This is a genomic window from Streptomyces sp. NBC_00557 (genome assembly GCF_036345995.1).
Lineage (GTDB): Bacteria > Actinomycetota > Actinomycetes > Streptomycetales > Streptomycetaceae > Streptomyces.
This window is the reverse complement of record NZ_CP107796.1, coordinates 7,253,723-7,274,634: the sequence shown is the minus strand read 5'-3', so window position 1 is coordinate 7,274,634 and position 20,912 is coordinate 7,253,723. Positions and strand designations below refer to the sequence as shown.

Here is a 20,912-nt window from a genome sequence, read left to right as displayed (position 1 = left end):
GCTAGCCTGGGGGCACGATGAGCGACCGTATGACGACACCGTGGGGCGAGGTCGAGCTGGCCCGCTTCCCCGAGGACCCGCGCGACCGGCTGCGCGCCTGGGACTCCGCCGACGCGTACCTGCTGCGGCATCTGGCCGAGGAGGGGGTGCCGCTCACCGGCTCCGTCGTGGTGGTCGGGGACCGCTGGGGCGCGCTGGCCACGGCGCTCGCGGAGCACCGGCCGGCGCAGATCACCGACTCGTTCCTGACCCAGGAGGCGACCCGGGCGAATCTGGCGCGGGCCGGGGTGGAGCCCGGGGCGGTGCCGCTGCTGACCACGCAGGACCCGCCGCCGGAGCGGGTGGACGTGCTGCTGGTGCGGGTGCCGAAGAGCCTGGCCCTGCTGGAGGACCAGCTGCTGCGGCTGGCGCCGGCCGTGCACGCGGGCACGGTCGTCGTGGGCACCGGGATGGTGAAGGAGATCCACACCTCCACGCTCCGGCTGTTCGAGCGCGTCCTCGGCCCGACCCGGACCTCGCTGGCGCGGCAGAAGGCGCGGCTGGTCTTCTGCACCCCTGACCCGGCGCTGGAGCGGCCCGCGAACCCGTGGCCGTACCGCTACGCCCTCCCGGACGGCGTCGGCGTGATGTCGGGCCGCACGGTCGTCAACCACGCGGGCGTCTTCTGCGCCGACCGGCTCGACATCGGCACCCGCTTCTTCCTCCGGCACCTGCCCGAGCCGGGCGCGGGCCGCGTGGTGGACCTGGGCTGCGGCAACGGCGTCGTCGGTACGGCGGTGGCCCTCGCGGACCCGTCCGCCGAGGTGCTGTTCGTGGACGAGTCCTTCCAGGCGGTGGCCTCGGCGGAGGCGACGTACAAGGCCAACGGGGTGCCGGGGCACGCCGAGTTCCGGGTCGGCGACGGACTGGCCGGGGTGGCGCCGGGCAGCGTGGACCTGGTGCTGAACAACCCGCCGTTCCACTCCCACCAGGCCACGACCGACGCGACGGCGTGGCGGATGTTCACGGGGGCGCGGCGCTCGCTGCGGCCGGGAGGCGAGCTGTGGGTGATCGGGAACCGGCACCTCGGCTACCACGTGAAGCTGAGGCGGTTGTTCGGGAACAGTGAAGTGGTGGCCTCCGACCCGAAGTTCGTGGTGCTGAGGGCGGTCAAGAAGGGTTAGGCCGCCCGGGACAGGACGCCGATGATCCGGCGCACCTCGCGTGCCATCGCCTCCCGTCCCACGCCGAGGTACGTGCGGGAGTCGACGGCCTCCGGGTGAGCCGCGAGGAAGTCCCGGATCGCGCCTGTCATGGCCGCGTTGAGGGCGGTGCCGACGTTGACCTTGGCGATGCCGCCGGCGACCGCGGCGGTCAGCCCGTCGTCCGGGACGCCGGAGGAGCCGTGCAGGACGAGCGGGACGGGCAGCGCGGCGGACAGCCGTTTGATCAGGGCGTGGTCGAGGGCGGCGGTGCGGGTGGTCATCGCGTGCACGCTGCCGACGGCGACGGCGAGCGCGTCGACGCCGGTGCCGGCCACGAAGTCGCGGGCCTGGTCCGGGTCGGTGCGGGCGCCCGGCGCGTGCGCGTCCAGCGGGGGCCGGCCGTCCTTGCCGCCGATCTGGCCCAGCTCGGCCTCGATCCAGATCCCTTGGGCATGCGCCCAGTCGACGGCGGCCCGGGTGGCGAGGAGGTTGTCGGCGTACGGCAGCCGGGCCGCGTCGTACATCACGGAGCTGAACCCGGCGTCGGGCGCCTGGCGCAGCAGGTGCTCGCTCTGCACGTGGTCGAGGTGCAGGGCGACGGGCACGGCGGCGCGTTCGGCGGCGGCGACGGCGGCCCGGGCCAGCGGCAGCAGCCGACCGTAGCGGAACCTGACGGCGTTCTCGCTGACCTGCAGCACGACGGGCGCGCCGGCCGACTCGGCGCCGGCGATGACGGCCTCGGTGTGTTCGAGGGTGATGACGTTGAACGCGGCGACGGCGGATCCGCGGGCGGCGGCCGCGGTGACCAGGTCGCCGGTGGACGCGAGCGGCACGGCGGGTGTCCTTCCGGGTGCGGGCCGGGTGTCAGGGGGCGAGGATCACCGAGCGGGTGAGGTGGCGCGGCCGGTCGGGGTCGAGGCCGCGGGCGGCGGCGACGGCGACCGCGAGCCGCTGCACCCGGACGAGTTCGGCCAGCGGGTCGAGCGTGCCGTCGATCCACAGTCCGCCGGTGGCGCGGACCTGCCGGGCGAGCCCCTCGGGCGCCTCGCCGAGCATCCAGGTGGCGGTGCCCGCGGTGGTGATGCTGATGGGGCCGTGCCGGTACTCCATCGCCGGGTACGCCTCGGTCCAGGACAGCGAGGCCTCCCGCATCTTCAGCGCGGCCTCGCTCGCGAGCCCGACGGTCCAGCCGCGCCCGAGGAAGGTGAACTGGCTGCAGTCGGCCAGCCCGTCGGGAAGAGGAGTGGTGAGGGCCGTGCGCGCGTCGGCGACGACGGAGTCGGTGTGCAGGCCGAGGTGGGCGCGCAGGAGGGTGAGGGCGGTGGTGGCGAACCGGGTCTGCACGACGGAGCGTTCGTCGGCGAAGTCCAGCACGACGAGGTCGTCGGCGGCCGAGGCCACCGGGGTGTCCGGGTCGCCGGTGACGGCCGTGGTCCGCGTCCGGCCCCTCAACTCCGCCAGCAGGCCGAGCACTTCGGTGGTGGTTCCGGACCGGGTGAGGGCCACGACCCGGTCGTACGGCCGCCCGTACGGGAACTCGGAGGCCGCGAACGCGTCGGTCTCGCCCCTGCCCGCGCCCTCGCGCAGCGCCGCGGCCGCCTGTGCCATGAAGTACGACGTCCCGCAGCCCACGATCGCGACCCGCTCCCCCGGCGCCGGCAGCGCGTCCCGGTACCGCCCGGCCTGCTCGGCTGCCCGCATCCAGCACTCGGGCTGGCTGTTCAGCTCGTTCTCGACATGGCTCATGGCCATCCCCCCCCTAGCTGATTGTTCCTGCAAGATATAGCGAGCTTTCAAGCACAATCAAGCAATCGACCGCAGAGTACGGTGCGCTAGGGTCACCGGGAGCACATCGGAACGGAGGCTGCGGATGTCCCGGGACGCCCGCTGGAAGGCGCTGCTGGAACTGCTCGTGGAGCGCGGCCGGCTGGAGGTCGAGGAGGCGGCGGCCGAGCTGGAGGTGTCGGCGGCGACGATCCGCCGGGACTTCGACCGGCTCGCCGAGCAGCAGATGCTGGTGCGCACCCGGGGCGGAGCGGTGGTGCACGGGGTGTCGTACGAACTCCCGTTGCGCTACAAGACGGCCCGCCGCGCCTCGGAGAAGCAGCGCATCGCCAAGGCCGTCGCCGAACTCGTCGCCCCCGGCGAGGCGGTGGGGCTGACCGGCGGCACGACCACCACGGAGGTGGCCCGCGCCCTGGCCGTGCGCGGCGATCTGGCCACCGGGTCGCCCGCCCTGACGGTCGTCACGAACGCGCTCAACATCGCCAACGAGCTGGCCGTACGGCCCCAGTTCAAGATCGTGGTGACGGGTGGGGTGGCCCGCCCGCAGTCGTACGAGCTCATCGGCCCGCTCGCGGACGGGGTGCTCGGGCAGATCACGCTCGACGTGGCGGTGCTCGGCGTCGTCGCCTTCGACGTCACGCACGGCGCGGCGGCCCATGACGAGGCGGAGGCCGCGATCAACCGGCTGCTGTGCCGGCGTGCCGAGCGGGTGGTGGTCGCGGCGGACTCCAGCAAGCTGGGCCGGCGCGCGTTCGCCCGGATCTGCGACACGGAGCTGGTGGACACGCTGGTGACGGACACGGCGGCGGAGCCGGAGACGGTACGCCGCTTCGAGGAGGCGGGCGTCCGGGTCGTCACCATGTGACCGCTCACGGCCGGCGGCCCGTCGCCGTGCCCGGCTCGGACGGGGGCGGCGCGCCGTGATCCTCGGCGCAGACGCGTCGGCGCGTCGCGGTCCTCGGCTCGGGCTCGGACGGGGGCGGCGCGTCGCGGTCCCGGGCTCAGACGCCGCCGAGGTCCGCCTTCACGAAACCCGCGCCGCGCTGGTCGTTGCAGCCCGCCGGCGGCCGGTCGAGCGGGTCGGGCGAGGTCTGCTGGGCCTGGAGCGCCACGCTCACCAGGGTCAGCAGCAGATCGACGTCGCTCGACGCGTCGAGGCGCAGGGTCACCCACTGCGAGCCGGGCACGATCCTGATCGCCCCGGCGTCCCGGAGGTCCTTGGCGAACCGGCGGATCGCCCGGTCGGTCAGCCGCAGGTCGACATCCCGGTCCGAGTGGAAGTGGGCGATCTCGCCCCGGGCCGAACTCACCGCCTGTCCCAGGCCGCAGCTCGGGACCGCCCGGCTCAGGTCGGGCCAGGTCGCCAGTTGCGCGAGCGCACGCGAGGCCAACGTCATGGGGCCATCATGGACCGCTCATTCCCCGGCAACCAGCTCGTGAGCAAGCATTAACCGACCTGTATCCGACGGCGGAGCGCGCTCGGAGGCCCGTACGACGCCCCCAATCGGCCTCCGCAGAGGCCGTGTTGACGCCGCCGCCATCGTGAGCGAGGGCGAGTCGGCGCAGGTCAGGCCGCGCCGGCCGGCCGCCGGTCCGCTGGGCCGCCCTCGTGGAGCGTCCGGGGCAGCCCGAAGAGCGGCAGCAGCGCGTTGTCACCGAAGCGGGTGATGGCGCGGATCCCGTCGTCTCGCAGAGTGAGAACCACCAGACCGTAGGCGTGCGCGACCGCCCCGCCCGGCTCGCGCAGACAACTGCCGAACGCGGGTCGGCCGTTGGCGCGCGTGGGCACCAGACGCAGCGCCCGGCCACCCCACCAGGGCAGGGCGGCGCAGAACCGGGCGATCGCCGCGCGCCCTGCGTGCTCCAGGGGCTCGGGCGGCATCGTCAGCCGGGCGTCCTCCGTCAGCGCTGCTGGTGACGGGCAAGGGAGTCGAGCCGGTGTGACGCGGGGACGGCCTGGTGTCGTCAGGAGGTGCTCGGGCTCGGATCGTCCGCCGGCCTGTCGTGCGCCGTGCCGGCGGACTCGGTGGACGAGAGTGCGGCGAGGAGCCGCAGTTTCTCGTCGCTGTCGCTGTCCTTGTCAGGGTAGTAGACGACCAGGATGACGTCGTCGACGGGGAGTTTGTCCCGGTGGAGGCGCAGGTCGCCGACCACGGGGTGGTGGACCGTGGTCGTGCCTCCGTCGAGGCTGCGGACGTCCTGGCGGGCCCACAGGGTGCGGAACCGCTCGCTGGACAGCGCGAGTTCGCCGACGAGCTCGACGAACCGGGGGTTGTCGGTGTCGTCGCCGATGGTGGTCCGGAGCGCGGCGACGAAATCGGCGGTGGCTTTCGCCCAGTCCTGGTGAAAGGCTCGTTCCTCGGGATCGAGGAGCAGAGAACGCAGCCGGTTCTCGCCCGGCCGCAGGCGGGGAGAGAGTGCGACGGCCAGGGGGTTGGAGGCCAGGACGTCGAACGCGCGCCCTTCCACGAACGCGGGGATCTGCAGGTGGGCGAGCAGCTGGTGCACCCGCGCCGGTACGTGCTCGGGCCGCCTGCGGCGCGGCGCCCTGGGGCGTGCCGCCGCGAGGCCGAGCAGGTACGTCCGCTCGACGTCGTCCAGTTGCAGGACGCGCGCGAGTGATTCGAGGACCTGAGGTGAGGGGTTCTTGTCGCGGCCCCGTTCCAGGCGCAGGTAGTAGTCGGGGCTGATGCCGGCGAGCAGGGCGACTTCCTCTCGGCGCAGGCCGGGCACGCGGCGGTTGCCGCCGGCCGGGAGTCCTGCCTGCGCCGGGGTGACCAGCTCCCGCCGGGCACGCAGGTAGCTGCCGAACCGGTTGCCGGATTGCTCATCCTTCATGACGCCACCGTAATGCGGTGCGGGTGCCCCAGCGGGGGCCCTGGCAGGACCAGGGAAGACGGGGGCCCTGCCCCACCCGGCGGATCCCGTCGAGACTGCGGAGCACTGTCGTGAAAGAGGCGGGGAACACCGCTGTCCGCGCCGCGCGCCTGTACGCCGCCGGCGCCCTGGACCGAAGGGAAGATCTCGTGGATCTCTCCAACCGCACCGTTCTCGTCGTCGGCGGGACCTCGGGTATCGGGCGGGAGCTGGCCCGGCGGTTCGCCGCGGCGGGCAGCACCGTCGCCGTGGGCGGCCGCAGCCCGGAGGCGCTGGCGGAACTCGCCGGGGAAGGTTTCGGCACGTTCCGTGTCGACGTCACGGACGGCGCCTCCGTCGCATCGGCCCGTGACGCCGTGCTCGCCCGGTACCCCGGGCTGGACACGGTGGTGACGATGTCCGGCGTCATGCTCCTGGAGGACCTGCGCGACCCCGAGCACTTCGAGGCGGCGGCGACGACGATCGACACCAACCTGCTCGGCACCATCCGGGTCGTCGACGCCTTCACCCCGCACCTGGTGGGGCGGGGCGCCGGCACCTTCATCACCGTGACCTCGGGCATCGCCTTCCTGCCGTTCCCGCCGATGCCCAGCTACGCCGCCTCGAAGACCGCGGTGCACGCCTACTCGGAGGCGCTGCGCGCGCAGCTCGACGGCACCGGTGTCGGCGTCGTCGAGCTCGTACCCCCGGCCGTCGCCACAGCAGGCCAGGAGAAGGTGAACCCGCACGCACTGCCGCTCGACGAGTTCGCCACCGAGGTCATGCACCTGCTCTCGGCGGACCCCACCCCGCACCAGATCCTGGTGAAGGGCGTGCTGATGCACCGCTGGGCCGAACGCGACGGCACCTACGACGACCTCGTCGCACAGCGCTCCCAGGCGCTGGCCATGCTCCCCGGCCGCAAGGGCTGACGCCCCTGGCGGTCTCTCCCCCGATCGGCGGCCTGCTCGCCCGTCGCCGCCGGCCGGTGGGCGAGCAGGCCGCGCGTCCGACCCGGTTCGGCCACGCGTCCCAGCCCGGTTCCCCCCTCCTCCTCCCCCGCGCTCCCCTTGCCGGGTCCCGCCCCGCCGCCTAGCCTGACTTTGTGCCGCTAATAAACAAATCCCGTTCGCACAACGTCGTGCCGGGTGGCACCGGTGACCTCACCCGGCTCCGCGTCGCTCTCACCACGTTCTTCGCCCTCGACGGTTTCGTCTTCGCGGGCTGGGTCGTCCGCATTCCGGCCATCAAGCAGCAGACCCACGCCTCCGCCGGCGCGCTGGGACTGGCCCTGCTCGGGGTCTCCGCGGGCGCCGTCGTCACCATGACCCTCACCGGGCGGCTCTGCCGCCGCTACGGCAGCCATCCGGTCACCGTGGTGTGCGCCGTGCTGCTCTGCCTCAGCGTCAGCCTGCCGCCGCTGACCCACTCCGCGCCCGCCCTCGGCGCCGTACTCCTGCTCTTCGGCGCCGCCTACGGCGGCATCAACGTCGCCTTCAACAGCGCCGCCGTCGACCTCGTGGCCGCGTTGCGGCGGCCGGTCATGCCGTCCTTCCACGCGGCGTTCAGCCTCGGCGGCATGGTCGGCGCCGGTCTCGGCGGTCTCGTCGCCGGTGCGCTCTCCCCCACCCGGCACCTGCTCGGCCTCGCCCTGATCGGGCTGCTCGTCACGGCCGTCGCCGGGCGCGTCCTGCTGCGGCAGGCGCCGCCCGCTCCCCGGGACCGCACGCCCTGCGCGCGCGGGGAGACGGACGGTGTCGCGCCGCGGCGGACCGGCGGCCGGGGGCTGGTCGTCGTCTTCGGGCTGGTCGCGCTGTGCACCGCCTACGGCGAGGGCGCGATGGCCGACTGGGGCGCCCTGCACCTGCAGCAGGACCTCGCGGCGTCGTCCGGTGTGGCGGCGGCCGGATACGCGTGCTTCGCGCTGGCCATGACCCTGGGCCGGGCGAGCGGCACGACCCTCCTGGAGCGTCTCGGCCGCGCCCGCACGGTGATCGGCGGCGGCGGTGTCGCGGCCCTGGGGATGCTGCTCGGCTCGCTCGCCCCGTCCGTGTGGGCCGCGCTGATCGGCTTCGCGGTCACCGGACTGGGCCTCGCCAACCTGTTCCCGGTGGCGGTGGAACGGGCGGGCGCCCTGACCGGCCCCTCCGGCGTGGCGGTCGCCTCGACACTCGGCTACGGCGGCATGCTCCTCGGGCCGCCCGCGATCGGGTTCATGGCCGACTGGTTCTCCCTGCCGACCGCGCTGACCAGCGTGGCGGCCCTGTCCGCCGTCGCCGCGGTCATCGGGGTGTGCACCCGCCGCACGGCGGGTGTCTGACGGCCGGCCGCGCCGGGCGAGCAGCGGCTCGGCCGTGCGGAAACCCAGTGCGCCCGGACCCTGCTCCATCCGGCAGACTCCGCACATGGACACTGCCGACTTTCTTCAGACCCTGGACCGGGAGGGCCGGTTGCTGGCCGAGGCGGCCGAGCAGGCCGGCGTCGAGGCCAAGGTGCCGACCTGTCCCGAGTGGCAGGTGCGGGACCTGCTGCGGCACACCGGGATGGTGCACCGCTGGGCCGCCGCCTTCGTCGCCGAGGGGCACACCTCCTACCACCCCGACGGCGGACTGCCCGACCTCGACGGCGGCGAACTGCTCGACTGGTTCCGCGACGGGCACCGGTATCTCGTCGGCACCCTCGCCTCGGCCGCGCCCGACGTGGAGTGCTGGCACTTCCTGCCGGCGCCGTCACCGCTCGCGTTCTGGGCGCGGCGCCAGGCGCACGAGACGACGGTGCACCGGGTCGACGCGGAGTCCGCGCGGGGCGGCGCCCGGTCGGGGATCGGCACCGCGTTCGCGGTGGACGGCATCGACGAACTGCTGCGCGGCTTCCACGCCCGCCCCAAGAGCAGGGTGCGCAGCGCCGAGCCCCGGGTGCTGCGGGTGCGGGCGACGGACGGCGACGGCGCGGTGTGGACCGTACGGCTGTCCCAGGAGCCGCCGGCGGCCACGCGGGATGCCGAGGGCGAGGCCGACTGCGAAGTGGCCGGGTCCGCCGCCGAGGTGTACCTCGCGCTGTGGAACCGGCAGCCGTTCCCTCAGGTGACCGGGGATCCGGCCGTCGCCGGGCTGTGGCGGGAGCGGTCGGCCGTCACCTGGAGCTGAGCTCGCCCGCCAGCATCCGGCTCAGGACCGCGCGCTGCACCGGCCGTAGCTCGCCGTGCAGCGCGCGCCCCTTCGCGGTGAGGGCCACCCGCACGCCGCGCCGGTCCTCGGCGCACATCGCGCGCTCGACCAGGCCGTCCTTCTCCAGACGGCCGATCAGCCGGGACAGGGCGCTCTGGCTGAGATGGACGCGCTCGGAGATCTCCTGCACCCGGTAGGCGCAGCCGCCGTCCGCCGGCGCGGCCTCGGCCAGCAGGTCGAGCACCTCGAAGTCGCTGGCGCACAGGCCGTGTCCGTGCAGCACCCGGTCCAGTTCGCACTGGGTGCGGGCATGCAGCGCGAGGATCTCCCGCCACTGCTCAACGAGCGCCTGCTCGGACCTGTTCGACGCCATGAACGCACCGTAGCAGAGAAACAAGATTGTTGCATCGTAATTAAATGCGCTTGCATCTCATGCATGCGCATGTAGTCTCGTCGGCATGACCTCTCCGCTCACCCCTTCCACGGCCCCGTCCCCGGCGGTCCGCTGGACACCCCGGCTGTGGGGCACCCTGCTGGTGCTCTGCGCGGCGATGTTCCTGGACGCGCTGGACGTGTCGATGGTCGGCGTCGCCCTGCCGTCCATCGGTTCCGACCTGCACCTGTCCACGTCGACCCTGCAATGGATCGTCAGCGGCTACATCCTGGGCTACGGCGGCCTGCTCCTGCTCGGCGGCCGCACCGCCGACCTGCTCGGCCGGCGTCAGGTGTTCCTCGTCGCGCTCGGCGTCTTCGCGCTCGCCTCGCTGCTCGGCGGGCTGGTGGACTCGGGTCCGCTGCTGATCGCCAGCCGGTTCGTCAAGGGCCTGAGCGCGGCCTTCACGGCGCCGGCGGGCCTGTCGATCATCACCACGACGTTCCCGGAAGGCCCGCTGCGCAACCGCGCCCTGTCCATCTACACCACCTGCGCCGCCACCGGCTTCTCCATGGGCCTGGTGCTCTCGGGCCTGCTCACCGAGGTCAGCTGGCGCTTCACCATGCTGCTGCCCGCGCCGATCGCCCTGGTCGCCCTGCTCGCCGGGCTGCGGCTGCTGCCGCGCAGCGTCCGCGAGGAGAACCACGACGGCTACGACATCCCGGGCGCCGTCCTCGGCACCGCGTCGATGCTGCTGCTGGTCTTCACCGTGGTCCAGGCGCCGCAGGCCGGGTGGGCCTCGGCCCGCACCCTGCTGTCCTTCCTCGCCGTCGCCGTACTGCTCGCCGTCTTCGTCGTCGTCGAGCGGCGCTCGCCGAGCCCGCTGATCCGGCTGGGCGTCCTGCGCTCGGGCGGCCAGGTCCGCGCGCAGCTCGGCGCGATCGCCTTCTTCGGCAGTTACGTGGGCTTCCAGTTCCTGACGACGCTGTACATGCAGTCCCTGCTCGGCTGGTCCGCGCTGCACACGGCGCTCGCCTTCCTGCCGGCGGGCGCGCTGGTGGCGGTGTCCTCCACGAAGGTCGGTGCGGTCGTCGACCGGTTCGGCACCCCGCGTCTGATCGCGACCGGGTTCGCCTTCATGGTCCTCGGCTACGCGCTGTTCCTGCGGGTCGACCTGGACCCGGTGTACGCGGCGGTGATCCTGCCGTCCATGCTGCTGATCGGCGCGGCCTGCGCCCTGGTCTTCCCGTCCCTCAACATCCAGGCCACCAACGGCGTCGAGGACCACGAGCAGGGCATGGTCTCCGGTCTGCTCAACACCTCGGTGCAGGTGGGCGGCGCGATCTTCCTGGCGGTGGTCACGGCCGTGGTGACCGCGAACGCCCCCGCGCACGCCACCCCGCGGGCGGTCCTCGACAGCTACCGGCCCGGCTTCACGGTCGTCACGGGCATCGCCGCGGCGGGCCTGCTGATCACCCTCACCGGACTGCGCCGCCGCCGTACGCAGCGGTCCGTCGTGGTCGCCAGGTCCATCGTGCAGGAGGCCGAAACGGAGCGCGTGGCGGTCCGTGACTAGGGGGGAGCCTCCACCAGTGCGCCCGGCGGGGCTGGTTGCCCCGCCGGGCGCGCCTCTGTTCGGGGCCGTGGCCAGGCCCGCGCTGCTCTTCGGTCTTCCGCCCCTGCTGTCCCTGGCCCTGCTGCGGCTGGGCACGGCCGTCGCGCCGGTCGTCTTCGTGGCCCGCGTGATCAGCGTGCTGGTGCGCTTCCGGCAGGCGGGTCAGCCCAGCCACCCAGGCCGCACCAACCCCGACTCATAGGCCAGGACGACGAGTTGGGCGCGATCCCGGGCGCCCAGTTTGACCATCGTGCGGCTCACATGGGTCTTGGCGGTGAGGGGGCTGACCACCAGGCGGCGGGCGATCTCCTCGTTGGACAGGCCGATGCCGACCAGCGCCATCACCTCCCGCTCCCGCTCGGTGAGGTGAGCGAGGGCGTCGGCCGCCGCGGGCTCCTTGGAGCGGGCCGCGAACTCGGCGATCAGCCGGCGGGTGACGCCCGGCGACAGCAGGGCGTCACCCTGCACCACCGCCCGCACCGCGCGCACGAGTTCGTCCGGTTCGGTGTCCTTCACCAGGAAGCCGGAGGCGCCGGAGCGGATCGCCTCGAAGACGTACTCGTCCAGCTCGAAGGTGGTGAGCATGACCACCTTCACGTCCTTCAGCTCCGCGTCGCCGGTGATGCGCCGGGTCGCGGCGAGGCCGTCCAGCAGGGGCATGCGGATGTCCATCAGGACGACGTCCGGCCGCAGTTCCCGCACCCGGTGCAGCGCCTCCTCGCCGTCGGCCGCCTCCCCGGCCACCTCGATGTCCGGCTGCGCGCCGAGCAGCGCCCCGAAACCGGCCCGCACCAGCGACTGGTCGTCGGCGAGCAGTACCCGGATCACTGGTCCTCCCTGATGTGCGACGGCAGTACGGCGAGCACCCGGAAGCCGCCGCCGGGCCGCGGTCCCGCCTCGATGGTGCCGCCGAGCGCGGCCGCCCTCTCCCGCATCCCGGCCAGTCCGTTGCCGCTGCCGCCGGCGTCGGCCCCGGTGGCCGGGCCGTCGTCGTCGATGCGCAGCCGCAGCGCCTCGCCGTCGTGGGCGAACCGCACGCGCGCGTGCCGCGACCCGGAGTGCCGTACGACGTTGGTCAGGGCCTCCTGCACGATGCGGAAGGCGGCGAGGTCGGCGCCGGGCGGCAGCCGCGGGGGCTCGCCCTCGACCTCCACGGTGAGTCCGGCGGCGGCCGCCTGCTCCACCAGCTCCGGCAGCCGGTCCAGACCGGGCGCGGGGGTGCGCGGCGCGGCGCCGGGGGCGCGCAGGGTGTCGAGGACCTGGCGGACCTCGCCGAGCGCTTCCTTGCTGGCGGCCTTGATGGTGGTGAGCGCGGCCCGCGCCTGCTCGGGGTCGCTGTCCAGCAGCGCCAGCCCCATGCCGGCCTGGACGTTGATGACGGAGATGCTGTGCGCGAGCACGTCGTGCAGCTCGCGGGCGATCCGCAGCCGTTCCTCGTCCGCGCGGCGCCGTGCCGCCTCCGCCCGGTCGGCACGCTCGCGCGCCCACTGCTCGCGCCGTACCCGGGCCAGTTCGGCCAGGGCGACGATCGCCAGCAGCCAGGTGCCGATGACGATCTCCTGCGTGAGGCCCGCGCGCCGGTCGCCCGCGGGCGGGAGCCAGCGGTAGAGCCAGAGGGCGACCAGGGCGTGCCCGGCCCAGAGCAGGCCGACGGACGCCCAGGCGGCCCGCCGGCGCCCGGCGACGACCGCGCTGAAGCAGGCGACGGCGACGACCACGAAGACCGGGCCGTAGGGATAGCCCGCGGCCAGGTAGCCGAGGGTCGCCGCGGCGGCGCCGAAGGCCACGGCCGCCGGATACCGGTGCCGCCCCAGCAACAGCAGCGAGGCGAGGAGCAGCAGCAGGCGCCCGTAGCCGTCGAGGGGGACGCGGTGCGGCTGGCCGTGCGCGGCGAAGTTGCTGCCGATCAGGACGAACGCGGTGATCAGCGCGGTGGTGCGCCAGGGCAGGCGACGGGTGCCGCGCGGCTCCGGTGCGTCGGGCGCGCGCCACCACGGCGGCCCGTGCCGCCACCACTGCCCCGGGGCGCGCTGCTCTTCCATGCGGGCCACGGTAGACGCCGCCGGCCGGCGCGGGCGTCAGCCGGGCGAGGTGATCACTCGTACTCCCCGGGGAGTACGCGTGCCCCCGCGACGCCGGGGGCCGAGGTCGCCGACCGCCCTTCCAGCACCACGGTCCCTCCTCGGCCCCGAACCCCGGCGCGCACGGCAGGGTGAGGCCATCCCGTGGCCGATGCCGCGCCTGCGGCGGCTTTCCGGGGTGTCAGGAGCGGCCGAGTCCCACCTGCCGGGCGAGCCCGGCCGCCGCGTGCCGGAAGAAGGCCGCCCGGTCCTCGACCACGTTGGTGAACTGGCCGAACAGTTCGAAGCTGACCAGGCCGAACAGCTGGGCCCAGGCCGCCACGAGGGCCGCGACGGCCTCCGGGGGCAGCCCGGGGGCGAGGTCGGCGGCCATGCGCTCGGCCTCGGGCCGCAGTCCGGCGGGCAGGGGGAGGTCGGTGAGGCCGACGTGCTCGTGGACGTCCCGGACAATGCCGATGAAGACGAGGCCGACGCGGGCGGCGGGCGGGACCGTGGTCTGCGGGGCGGCGTAGCCGGGCACGGGCGAGCCGTAGATGAGGGCGTACTCGTGGGGATGGCCGAGCGCCCAGTCGCGCACCGCCTCGCACACCGCCGTCCAGCGTTCCAGGGGGCCGGCGCCGGCCGCGGCGTCCCGCGCGCGCTCCGCCGCCTCGCCGAGGGAGTCGTACGCATCGATGATCAGGGCGGTGAGCAGGTCGTCGCGGCTGGGGAAGTACCGGTACAGGGCGGAGGAGACCATGCCCAGCTCGCGGGCGACGGCCCGCAGCGAGAGCTTGGCGGCGCCGTCCTCCGCCAGCTGTCTGCGCGCCTCGTCCTTGATGGCCGCCGTGACTTCCCTCCTGGCCCGTGCGCGGGCTCCCTCTGTGGTGCTCATACGAGCAGTCTGCCACGGATAGAGAGCGGCGCACACAAAAGAGAGCACTGCTCTTGCTCCGGAGCACCTGTCTGCGCCACAATCAATCCAGCGAGAGCACCGCTCTCCCAAACCGTGGGGGGTCACCATGTCGACACACGTCAAGAAGCCCGGCTGGTTCACCGTCAACGTCTTCAACCGGGTGGTCGCCTGGTTCACCCGGCGCGGCATCAGCGTCTGGGGCTCCCGGGTCCTCGCGGTGCGCGGGCGCAAGAGCGGCGAGTGGCGCACCACGCCGGTGAACCTGCTGACGGTGGACGGACAGCAGTACCTGCTCGCCCCGCGCGGCCATGTGCAGTGGACCCACAACATGCGCGCGGCCGGCGGCGGCGAGCTGCGGCTCGGCAGGAACGTGGACGTGTTCACCGCCGCCGAGGTCGCCGACGACGACAAGGTTCCGCTGCTGCGCGCCTACCTCAAGCGCTGGAAGGCGGAGGTCGGCGTCTTCTTCGACGGCGTCGGCCCCGACTCCCCGGACGAGGAGCTGCGCCGCATCGCCCCCGACCACCCGGTCTTCCACATCACGGTCACGAGCTGACCGGGCACTCCCCCCGGCCGGCCTCGCGCCGCCGCGGGCTGCCGGCCCGTGCGCGACCGGCGCCGCCCCCACCGGCCCGGTCCACGCGGACCCGCCCGCCGCCCCACCGGTTCCCGGCCGGGACCGCGGGACGCCGGGCCTCTTCCGCGCCGGCCCCGGTCAGGAACCGGCCGGGTCCTGAGCCGAAGCCGCCGCCGGGCGCCGGTCCAGCGCGCTCAGGGCGCGGTGGGCGACCGGGTGGGTGCGGACGATGTCGGCCAGCGAGGTCGAGCCCCGGGTGATGTCGCGGAACGCCTTCCAGGCCGGGCGGAAGCCGGTGAGAGCCGCGTGGAAGAGGCCCGGGCGCTTCTCGAACACGGCCAGCAGGCGCTTGCCGACGCTCATCTCGACGCCGAGCCCCGCCTTGACGGCGAACGCGTAGTTCAGGGCCTGGCGCCGGGCGTCGACCGCGTCGTGCGCCTCGGCGACGCGCACCGCCCACTCCCCCGCGAGCCGGCCCGAACGCAGTGCGTAGGAGATGCCCTCGCGGGTCCACGGCTCCAGCAGCCCGGCCGCGTCTCCGCAGACCAGCACCCGGCCCCGGGACAGCGGCGAGTCGTCGGCGCGGCAGCGGGTCAGATGCCCGGAGGAGACCGCCGGTTCGAAGCCGGACAGGCCGAGGCGGGCGATGAAGTCCTCCAAGTACCGCTTGGTGGCGGCGCCTTCGCCGCGCGCGGAGATCACGCCGACCGTCAGGGTGTCCCCCTTCGGGAACACCCAGCCGTAACTGCCCGGCAGAGGGCCCCAGTCGATGAGGACCCGTCCCCTCCAGTCGTCGGCGACCGGCTCCGGGACCGGGATCTCCGCCTCCAGGCCCAGGTCCACCTGGTCGAGCTTCACCCCGACGTGGGCCCCTATCCGGCTGGCGCTGCCGTCGGCGCCGACGACCGCGCGGGCCAGCACCGTCTCCCCTCCCTGCAGCACGACCGCAACCGTCCTCCGGTCCGGCACCGCCGAGCCGTGCTGCTCGACCCGCTGCACCGTGACGCCCGTCCGCAGCTCGGCGCCCGCCTTCTGGGCGTGCTCGACCAGCTGCTGGTCGAACTCGGGCCGGTTGATCAGGCCGAACAGCATCTGCTTGGAGCGGCGGGTGCGGGCGAACCGGCCGTTGTGGGAGAAGGTGACCGCGTGCACCCGGTCGCGCAGGGGCAGCTCGAAACCGGGCGGCAGCGCGTCGCGCGAGGGACCGATGATGCCGCCGCCGCAGGTCTTGTAGCGGGGCAGCTCCGCCTTCTCCAGCAACAGCACGCGCCGGCCCGCGACCGCCGCCGCGTAGGCCGCCGAGGCCCCCGCGGGTCCCGCGCCCACCACGACGACGTCCCACACCCGCTGCACGTCGTCCGCCGAAGAGTTCTCGCCGCTCACGATGGTCTACCGCTCCGATCAAGCCGCTGCCGTAGTGTCCCCCGCATCCTACGGCGGCCGTCCTCGCAGGCCACTGTGGGAGGATCAGGGGTACCCACCTGTACAAGCGGTTCACCGTCGCACCCACGAGGAGCGTGCCCATGTCGTCGAATCCGGTCGCCGAGACCGTCGCCTCGCTGCTGCCCCGCGCCAAGGCGGAGCTGGCCGAGCTGGTCGCCTTCAAGTCGGTGGCGGACTTCACGCAGTTTCCGAGGAGCGAGAGCGAGGGCGCCGCGAACTGGGTCGCCGACGCGCTGCGCGCCGAGGGATTCGTCGACGTGGCCCTGCTCGACACCCCCGACGGCACCCAGTCCGTCTACGGCTACCTGCCTGGCCCCGAGGGCGCGAAAACGGTTCTGCTGTACGCGCACTACGACGTCCAGCCCCCGCTGGACGAGGCCGGCTGGACCACCCCGCCGTTCGAGCTGACCGAGCGCGACGGCCGCTGGTACGGCCGCGGGGCCGCCGACTGCAAGGGCGGCGTGATCATGCACCTGCTCGCGCTGCGCGCCCTGAAGGCGAACGGCGGCGTGCCGGTGCACGTCAAGGTGATCGTGGAGGGCTCCGAGGAGCAGGGCACCGGCGGCCTGGAGCGGTACGCCGAGGAGCACCCCGAGCTGCTCAAGGCCGACACCATCGTGATCGGCGACGCCGGCAACTTCCGTGCCGGGCTGCCCACGGTGACCACCACCCTGCGCGGCATGACCCTGGTCCGGGTGCGGATCGACACGCTCGCGGGCAATCTGCACTCCGGCCAGTTCGGCGGCGCCGCCCCGGACGCGCTCGCCGCGCTGATCCGCGTGCTGGACTCGCTGCGCGCCGAGGACGGCTCGACCACGGTCGACGGTCTCGACGCCTCGGGGGCGTGGGACGGCCTGGAGTACTCCGAGGAGCAGTTCCGCGCGGACGCCAAGGTGCTCGACGGGGTGGGGCTGATCGGCAACGGCTCGGTCGCCGACCGCCTGTGGGCCCGCCCGGCCGTCACCGTCCTCGGCATCGACTGCCCGCCGGTGGTCGGCGCCACCCCGTCCGTGCACGCCAGCGCCCGCGCGCTGGTCAGCCTGCGGGTGCCGCCGGGCGTGGACGCCGCGGAGGCGAGCAAGCTGCTGGAGGCCCACCTCGTGGCGCACACCCCCTGGGGCGCCCGGGTCACCACCGAGCAGATCGGCCAGGGCCAGGCCTTCCGCGCCGACGCCTCCAGCCCGGCGTACCAGGCGATGGCCGACGCGATGGCCGCCGCCTACCCCGGCGAGACCATGCAGTACGCCGGTGAGGGCGGCTCGATCCCGCTGTGCAACACCCTCGCGGGCCTGTACCCGGAAGCGGAGATCCTGCTCATCGGCCTGAGCGAGCCGGCGGCGCAGATCCACGCCGTCAACGAGAGCGTGTCCGCCGAGGAGCTGGAGCGGCTGTCGGTCGCGGAGGCGCTCTTCCTGCGCAACTACGCGGCGAGCTGAGCCCTTCTGCCGTCGGCAGAGCGCCCTCGCCCACGGGCGGGGGCGCCTCCTACGGTCGGCGCATGGACGTGATCGAACTGCTCCCCCGGCTCCACCTCCTGCGCTTCCCGGTCGGCCAGGCCTATCTCTGGCGCGACGGCGGCGAGTTGACGCTGATCGACGCCGGCCCGATCGGCGCCGGCCGGGCGATCGTCGACGCGGTCACGGCGCTGGGGCACGCTCCGGGCGACATACGGCGGATCGTGCTGACCCACTTCCACGAGGACCACGTGGGCGGGGCGGGCGAGTTGGCCGGACCGGGCGGCGCCGAGGTGCTGGCGCACCCCCTGGACGCGCCGTTCATCCGGGGCGAACTCCCCGGTCCGCCGCCGAAGTTCGAGGAGTGGGAGCTGCCGGTCCACGCGGCCGTGGCCGAGCGGCTGCCCGAGGGCACGCCCGTGCCGCCGGCCGCGGTGACCGAGGTGGCGGACGGCGCCGTCCTGGACTTCGGGGACGGCGCCCGGGTGCTGCACGTCCCCGGGCACACGGACGGCAGCATCGCCGTGTTCCTGCCCGAGCACGGGGTGCTGTTCACCGGGGACACGGTGGCCGCCTCACCCGTCGACGGCACCGTCATCCCGGGGGTCTTCAACCTCGACCGGACTCGGCTCCTCGCCTCGCTCGGCCGGCTGGCGGAGCTGGAGGCGGACATGGCCTGCTTCGGGCACGGGGACCCGGTCGCCGGGAACGCCGCCCCGGCCCTGCGCGCGGCGGCGGGCGCGGGCTGACCGCACCACCGCGGCCGGCTCAGCCGACCGGCACCCCCGCCTCCAGATACAGCGCCGCACCGCGCTCACGGGCGCGCAGGGCCCAGCGCAGCCGTTCGTAGCGCACCGGCGGCAGCATGTCGGCGGCCTCCTGCTCGGTCGCGAACCGCCAGCCCCGCAGCTCCGGGCCCGGCAGCAGCACCCCCGACGCCTCGCCGGACGCCAGCCGGCCGCCGTCGAACAGCAGCCGCAGCCCGCCGAAGCCGGGCGGCGCCGGCCGTTCCCAGTCCACGACGAGCAGCCGGGGCACCTCGGTGAGCCGTATCCCGGTCTCCTCGGCGACCTCGCGCATCCCGGCGCGGGCCGGCGCCTCGCCGCGCTCGACCACCCCGCCGGGGAACTCCCAGCCGGGCTTGTAGGTGGGGTCCACGAGCAGCACCCGGTCGTGCTCGTCGAAGAGCAGCACCCCGGCGGCGAGGGTCTCGGCGGTCGGCTCGGGGGTCTGCACGATGTCGCAGGGTGGTACGGCGCCGCTGCCGACGGCTTCGGCGATGCGGACGGCGGTGGCGTACGGGGTGAGGTCGCTGGTGTCCACGAGGTGGGCGTCGGCGGTGAGCCAGGCGGCGAGGGCGGCGCGGTAGGGCTCGATGTGATGGTCGGTCCACTGCCGCTGCCCCATCTCGCCGCCGGGCGCGCCGGGCGGGGTGTCCCGGTCGGCCATCCGTCGGCGCAGGATCGTTTCAGCCGGGGCGAGCAGCAGATGGTGCACGGGAATCCTGCGGGCGGCGAGACCGCCGAAGATCTCGTCGCGGTACTCCTGGCGGAGCAGGGTCATGGGCACGACGAGGGTTCCGCCCAGCTCGGCCAGCAGCGCGGCCGCGGTGTCGACCACGAGCCGGCGCCAGATCGGCAGGTCCTGGACGTCGCCGGCCTCGGCGAGCCGCTTGGCCGGCAGCAGATGCGCGAGCCCCGCGCCGATGACCTCGGGGTCGAAGAGCGTGCTGTTCGGGATCAGGTCGATCAGCTCCCGTGCGGTCGTGGTCTTCCCCGCACCGAACGCGCCGTTGATCCAGACGACGGTCACGGACTCCCCCTCATGTGTCGGCCCCCTGAGGCTTGCCCGCTCCACCCTGCCACGGAAACCCCGCCCCGGTGAGGGCGCCGGAACAGGCGTGCCGGCGCCCCCTGCGGCGGGGACACCGGCACACGCGCCCTGAGGAGCGGGGGTTACTCCTGGGCGCCGAGGGCGTCGTCGTCGACGGCGAGACTGTCCTGGCCGACCAGGTGGCCGACCGAGTCGAGGGTGTCCGAGACGTGCAGGTCCTTCACGGGACCCTGGTCCGCCGCGTGGGAGGGGGTGACGGCGGCCACGACGAATCCGGTGGCCAGGGAGGCGATGGCGAGCATGCTGCGCTTCTTCATGCCCTGATCAACCGCCGGACCGGCCGAGGGGTCACGCGGATACCGGCGAGCGGACGACACGGGTGCCTTCGTGGCGGGAGGGCCGGGTCCCTGTGCGCGGGGAAGGCACCGGGAGTACCGGGGCGCCTTCCGCCGGGCGGACGCGCGTCGCCTGCCGGCCCGGCCGGAAACCGGTGGCCCGCGCCGGAGGGCGATCGATATCGTCCGAGGTCCGCCCCGCCCGCTCCCGTGGCAGGCCCGACCGGAAACGCGACCCGATGACCAGCTCACCGCCGCCGACGACAACCCTCTGGCGCCCCACGGGACCCAGGGAACTGGAGCTGGTCCGCGCCCTGGACTGGCGGGCCTGGCCGCCCCGGCTCCCGGAGCAGCCCCTCTTCTACCCCGTCCTCAACGAGGACTACGCGATCCGCATCGCCCGGGACTGGAACGTCAAGCACGACGGCGCCGGTTACGTGACCCGGTTCGAGGTCGACACGGAGTTCCTCGCCCGGTACCCGGTCCGCCGGGCCGGCGGCGAGACGATCCTCGAACTGTGGGTGCCGGCCGAGGAGCTGGACGAGTTCAACGCCCATATCGTCGGCCCCATCGAGGTCGTGCGGGAGTTCCGGTGAGCCCGGCCGCCGCCAGGGCGAGGGCACGCGTCGAGGACGTCGTCCGCTCGGGCAGCCGGCTCGTGCGGGCCGCGGCGGGCCTGTCCCACACGGGGCTCCGCGCCTCGTCGCGGCTGCCGGGGTGGACGCGCGGCCATGTGCTCGCCCATGTCGCCCACAGCGTCGACGCGTTCGTGTGGCTGCTGCGGCTCGCCCGCACCGGCCGCGAACCGGGGCCGGGCGCGGACGCGGCGGCGCCGGCGGACGCGCTCGAGCGGGACGCGGCGCTCCCCGTCGGCCGGCTCGCAGGCCGGCTGCGCGACAGCCTGGACCGGTTCGCGGACCAGGCGCGTACGCGGCCCGCCCCGCCTGGGACCGCCTGGTCCCCGCGCCGGCCGGCCGGCGGCATCCCGCCTGGTACCTGCTGCGCTGTCTGCGGGAGCTGGAGACGCTCCACCTCGGCCTGGGCGTCGGCCACGGCACCGAACGGCGGCCGGAAGGCCACGTCTCCCGGGCGCTGGACGACACCCTCACCACCCTGCGCGCCCGGGGCTTTCCGGTCGCGTCGGTGGAGGCCATGGATCCCGGCCGGCGCCGGCCCATGGCGGCCGAAGGCCCCTCGGTGGCGGGCGACGGGCACCAGGTGCCCGGCCGGCTCAGCGGCCGCGCCCCGGCCGCCGTACTGACGGCCGACGCTCCGCCCGGATCCCTGCCCGCCCCGCCCGCATGGCCCCAGGCC

At 74.3% G+C, this 20,912-nt stretch carries 24 protein-coding genes; 12 read left to right on the top strand and 12 right to left on the bottom strand.

What is annotated here, in order from left to right:
* Positions 1-29 precede the first annotated feature (29 nt).
* A complete protein-coding gene (locus OG956_RS32185; RefSeq protein WP_330341528.1) occupies positions 30-1,163 on the top strand; it encodes a methyltransferase in 1,134 nt (377 codons plus the stop codon).
* Here OG956_RS32185 and OG956_RS32180 read toward each other — a convergent pair.
* Both OG956_RS32180 and OG956_RS32175 read right to left on the bottom strand, forming a co-directional pair.
* Entirely contained in the window at positions 1,160-2,017 is an 858-nt protein-coding gene (locus tag OG956_RS32180) for a class II fructose-bisphosphate aldolase (RefSeq protein WP_330341527.1), read from the bottom strand. The genes OG956_RS32185 and OG956_RS32180 overlap by 4 nt on opposite strands.
* 31 nt (positions 2,018-2,048) lie before the next feature.
* A complete protein-coding gene (locus OG956_RS32175; protein WP_330341526.1) occupies positions 2,049-2,930 on the bottom strand; it encodes an SIS domain-containing protein in 882 nt (293 codons plus the stop codon).
* Positions 2,931-3,054: 124 nt separating this feature from the next.
* On the opposite strand from OG956_RS32175, the gene OG956_RS32170 reads away from it, so the two are divergent.
* Complete coding sequence (locus OG956_RS32170; protein ID WP_330341525.1) at positions 3,055-3,834, top strand: DeoR/GlpR family DNA-binding transcription regulator; 780 nt, start codon at positions 3,055-3,057, stop codon at positions 3,832-3,834.
* Between the two features lie 136 nt (positions 3,835-3,970).
* Here the strand turns inward: OG956_RS32170 and OG956_RS32165 are convergent, their stop codons facing one another.
* From OG956_RS32165 to OG956_RS32155, 3 genes are all read right to left on the bottom strand, one after another.
* Positions 3,971-4,366 (bottom strand): luciferase domain-containing protein, encoded by a 396-nt coding sequence (locus tag OG956_RS32165; RefSeq protein WP_330341524.1) that lies wholly within the window; start codon positions 4,364-4,366, stop codon positions 3,971-3,973.
* Between the two features lie 170 nt (positions 4,367-4,536).
* On the bottom strand, positions 4,537-4,851 hold the full coding sequence (locus OG956_RS32160) for a hypothetical protein (RefSeq protein ID WP_330341523.1): 315 nt from the start codon (positions 4,849-4,851) through the stop codon (positions 4,537-4,539).
* Positions 4,852-4,934: 83 nt separating this feature from the next.
* A complete protein-coding gene (locus OG956_RS32155) occupies positions 4,935-5,807 on the bottom strand; it encodes a helix-turn-helix transcriptional regulator (RefSeq protein ID WP_330341522.1) in 873 nt (290 codons plus the stop codon).
* 188 nt (positions 5,808-5,995) lie between these two features.
* Between OG956_RS32155 and OG956_RS32150 the strand changes: the two genes are divergently transcribed.
* From OG956_RS32150 to OG956_RS32140, 3 genes are all read left to right on the top strand, one after another.
* Complete coding sequence (locus OG956_RS32150) at positions 5,996-6,757, top strand: SDR family oxidoreductase (protein WP_330342999.1); 762 nt, start codon at positions 5,996-5,998, stop codon at positions 6,755-6,757.
* Between the two features lie 209 nt (positions 6,758-6,966).
* On the top strand, positions 6,967-8,145 hold the full coding sequence (locus OG956_RS32145; RefSeq protein ID WP_330342998.1) for an MFS transporter: 1,179 nt from the start codon (positions 6,967-6,969) through the stop codon (positions 8,143-8,145).
* Positions 8,146-8,230: 85 nt separating this feature from the next.
* Positions 8,231-8,971, top strand: a complete 741-nt coding sequence (locus OG956_RS32140; protein ID WP_330341521.1) for a maleylpyruvate isomerase family mycothiol-dependent enzyme — start codon at positions 8,231-8,233, stop codon at positions 8,969-8,971.
* Here OG956_RS32140 and OG956_RS32135 read toward each other — a convergent pair.
* Positions 8,958-9,365 carry a MarR family winged helix-turn-helix transcriptional regulator gene (locus tag OG956_RS32135; RefSeq protein WP_330341520.1) on the bottom strand — a complete coding sequence of 136 codons (408 nt, stop codon included), beginning with the start codon at positions 9,363-9,365 and terminating at the stop codon, positions 8,958-8,960. The two genes, OG956_RS32140 and OG956_RS32135, sit on opposite strands and share 14 nt — an antisense overlap.
* An 85-nt stretch (positions 9,366-9,450) precedes the next feature.
* Here OG956_RS32135 and OG956_RS32130 point away from each other — a divergent pair, with 85 nt between their 5' ends.
* On the top strand, positions 9,451-10,941 hold the full coding sequence (locus tag OG956_RS32130; RefSeq protein WP_330341519.1) for an MFS transporter: 1,491 nt from the start codon (positions 9,451-9,453) through the stop codon (positions 10,939-10,941).
* Positions 10,934-11,182 carry a DUF6332 family protein gene (locus tag OG956_RS32125; protein ID WP_330341518.1) on the top strand — a complete coding sequence of 83 codons (249 nt, stop codon included), beginning with the start codon at positions 10,934-10,936 and terminating at the stop codon, positions 11,180-11,182. Before OG956_RS32130 ends, OG956_RS32125 begins: the two co-directional genes overlap by 8 nt.
* On the opposite strand, the gene OG956_RS32120 is transcribed toward OG956_RS32125, so the two are convergent.
* From OG956_RS32120 to OG956_RS32110, 3 genes are all read right to left on the bottom strand, one after another.
* Positions 11,143-11,808, bottom strand: a complete 666-nt coding sequence (locus tag OG956_RS32120) for a response regulator transcription factor (protein ID WP_330341517.1) — start codon at positions 11,806-11,808, stop codon at positions 11,143-11,145. The two genes, OG956_RS32125 and OG956_RS32120, sit on opposite strands and share 40 nt — an antisense overlap.
* Positions 11,805-13,022: a sensor histidine kinase gene (locus OG956_RS32115; protein WP_330341516.1), complete on the bottom strand. Its 1,218-nt coding sequence runs from the start codon at positions 13,020-13,022 to the stop codon at positions 11,805-11,807. Before OG956_RS32115 ends, OG956_RS32120 begins: the two co-directional genes overlap by 4 nt.
* Positions 13,023-13,242: 220 nt before the next feature.
* Positions 13,243-13,935 carry a TetR/AcrR family transcriptional regulator gene (locus tag OG956_RS32110; RefSeq protein ID WP_330341515.1) on the bottom strand — a complete coding sequence of 231 codons (693 nt, stop codon included), beginning with the start codon at positions 13,933-13,935 and terminating at the stop codon, positions 13,243-13,245.
* Between the two features lie 127 nt (positions 13,936-14,062).
* On the opposite strand from OG956_RS32110, the gene OG956_RS32105 reads away from it, so the two are divergent.
* Positions 14,063-14,512 (top strand): nitroreductase family deazaflavin-dependent oxidoreductase, encoded by a 450-nt coding sequence (locus OG956_RS32105; RefSeq protein WP_330341514.1) that lies wholly within the window; start codon positions 14,063-14,065, stop codon positions 14,510-14,512.
* 159 nt (positions 14,513-14,671) lie between these two features.
* Here OG956_RS32105 and OG956_RS32100 read toward each other — a convergent pair whose 3' ends face one another.
* Positions 14,672-15,916 carry a geranylgeranyl reductase family protein gene (locus tag OG956_RS32100; protein WP_330341513.1) on the bottom strand — a complete coding sequence of 415 codons (1,245 nt, stop codon included), beginning with the start codon at positions 15,914-15,916 and terminating at the stop codon, positions 14,672-14,674.
* 140 nt (positions 15,917-16,056) lie between these two features.
* On the opposite strand from OG956_RS32100, the gene OG956_RS32095 reads away from it, so the two are divergent.
* Both OG956_RS32095 and OG956_RS32090 read left to right on the top strand, forming a co-directional pair.
* The gene (locus tag OG956_RS32095; RefSeq protein WP_330341512.1) at positions 16,057-17,412 is read left to right on the top strand and encodes a dipeptidase; all 1,356 of its coding nucleotides are present in this window, start codon (positions 16,057-16,059) and stop codon (positions 17,410-17,412) included.
* A 62-nt stretch (positions 17,413-17,474) separates the two neighbouring features.
* Entirely contained in the window at positions 17,475-18,179 is a 705-nt protein-coding gene (locus OG956_RS32090; protein WP_330341511.1) for an MBL fold metallo-hydrolase, read from the top strand.
* Positions 18,180-18,198: 19 nt separating this feature from the next.
* On the opposite strand, the gene OG956_RS32085 is transcribed toward OG956_RS32090, so the two are convergent.
* Entirely contained in the window at positions 18,199-19,242 is a 1,044-nt protein-coding gene (locus OG956_RS32085) for an NUDIX hydrolase (RefSeq protein ID WP_330341510.1), read from the bottom strand.
* A 143-nt stretch (positions 19,243-19,385) separates the two neighbouring features.
* Positions 19,386-19,580 carry a hypothetical protein gene (locus OG956_RS32080; protein WP_330341509.1) on the bottom strand — a complete coding sequence of 65 codons (195 nt, stop codon included), beginning with the start codon at positions 19,578-19,580 and terminating at the stop codon, positions 19,386-19,388.
* Positions 19,581-19,837: 257 nt separating this feature from the next.
* Here OG956_RS32080 and OG956_RS32075 point away from each other — a divergent pair, with 257 nt between their 5' ends.
* Together OG956_RS32075 and OG956_RS32070 are read left to right on the top strand one after the other, a co-directional pair.
* Positions 19,838-20,194, top strand: coding sequence for a hypothetical protein (locus tag OG956_RS32075; protein WP_330341508.1), 357 nt, complete (start codon positions 19,838-19,840; stop codon positions 20,192-20,194).
* The gene (locus tag OG956_RS32070) at positions 20,116-20,859 is read left to right on the top strand and encodes a maleylpyruvate isomerase N-terminal domain-containing protein (protein ID WP_330341507.1); all 744 of its coding nucleotides are present in this window, start codon (positions 20,116-20,118) and stop codon (positions 20,857-20,859) included. Before OG956_RS32075 ends, OG956_RS32070 begins: the two co-directional genes overlap by 79 nt.
* Positions 20,860-20,912: the final 53 nt, after the last annotated feature.

What these genes read in the sequence shown, in the direction of transcription:
- OG956_RS32090 (WP_330341511.1), top strand. Translation starts at nt 17,475, where the DNA reads ATGGACGTGATCGAACTGCTCCCCCGGCTCCACCTCCTGCGCTTCCCG.
- OG956_RS32170 (WP_330341525.1), top strand. Translation starts at nt 3,055, where the DNA reads ATGTCCCGGGACGCCCGCTGGAAGGCGCTGCTGGAACTGCTCGTGGAG.
- OG956_RS32075 (WP_330341508.1), top strand. Translation starts at nt 19,838, where the DNA reads ATGACCAGCTCACCGCCGCCGACGACAACCCTCTGGCGCCCCACGGGA.
- OG956_RS32095 (WP_330341512.1), top strand. Translation starts at nt 16,057, where the DNA reads ATGTCGTCGAATCCGGTCGCCGAGACCGTCGCCTCGCTGCTGCCCCGC.
- OG956_RS32140 (WP_330341521.1), top strand. Translation starts at nt 8,231, where the DNA reads ATGGACACTGCCGACTTTCTTCAGACCCTGGACCGGGAGGGCCGGTTG.
- OG956_RS32155 (WP_330341522.1), bottom strand. Translation starts at nt 5,807, where the DNA reads ATGAAGGATGAGCAATCCGGCAACCGGTTCGGCAGCTACCTGCGTGCC.
- OG956_RS32185 (WP_330341528.1), top strand. Translation starts at nt 30, where the DNA reads ATGACGACACCGTGGGGCGAGGTCGAGCTGGCCCGCTTCCCCGAGGAC.
- OG956_RS32115 (WP_330341516.1), bottom strand. Translation starts at nt 13,022, where the DNA reads ATGGAAGAGCAGCGCGCCCCGGGGCAGTGGTGGCGGCACGGGCCGCCG.
- OG956_RS32130 (WP_330341519.1), top strand. Translation starts at nt 9,451, where the DNA reads ATGACCTCTCCGCTCACCCCTTCCACGGCCCCGTCCCCGGCGGTCCGC.
- OG956_RS32135 (WP_330341520.1), bottom strand. Translation starts at nt 9,365, where the DNA reads ATGGCGTCGAACAGGTCCGAGCAGGCGCTCGTTGAGCAGTGGCGGGAG.
- OG956_RS32110 (WP_330341515.1), bottom strand. Translation starts at nt 13,935, where the DNA reads ATGAGCACCACAGAGGGAGCCCGCGCACGGGCCAGGAGGGAAGTCACG.
- OG956_RS32175 (WP_330341526.1), bottom strand. Translation starts at nt 2,930, where the DNA reads ATGAGCCATGTCGAGAACGAGCTGAACAGCCAGCCCGAGTGCTGGATG.
- OG956_RS32105 (WP_330341514.1), top strand. Translation starts at nt 14,063, where the DNA reads ATGTCGACACACGTCAAGAAGCCCGGCTGGTTCACCGTCAACGTCTTC.
- OG956_RS32080 (WP_330341509.1), bottom strand. Translation starts at nt 19,580, where the DNA reads ATGAAGAAGCGCAGCATGCTCGCCATCGCCTCCCTGGCCACCGGATTC.
- OG956_RS32160 (WP_330341523.1), bottom strand. Translation starts at nt 4,851, where the DNA reads ATGCCGCCCGAGCCCCTGGAGCACGCAGGGCGCGCGGCGATCGCCCGG.
- OG956_RS32165 (WP_330341524.1), bottom strand. Translation starts at nt 4,366, where the DNA reads ATGACGTTGGCCTCGCGTGCGCTCGCGCAACTGGCGACCTGGCCCGAC.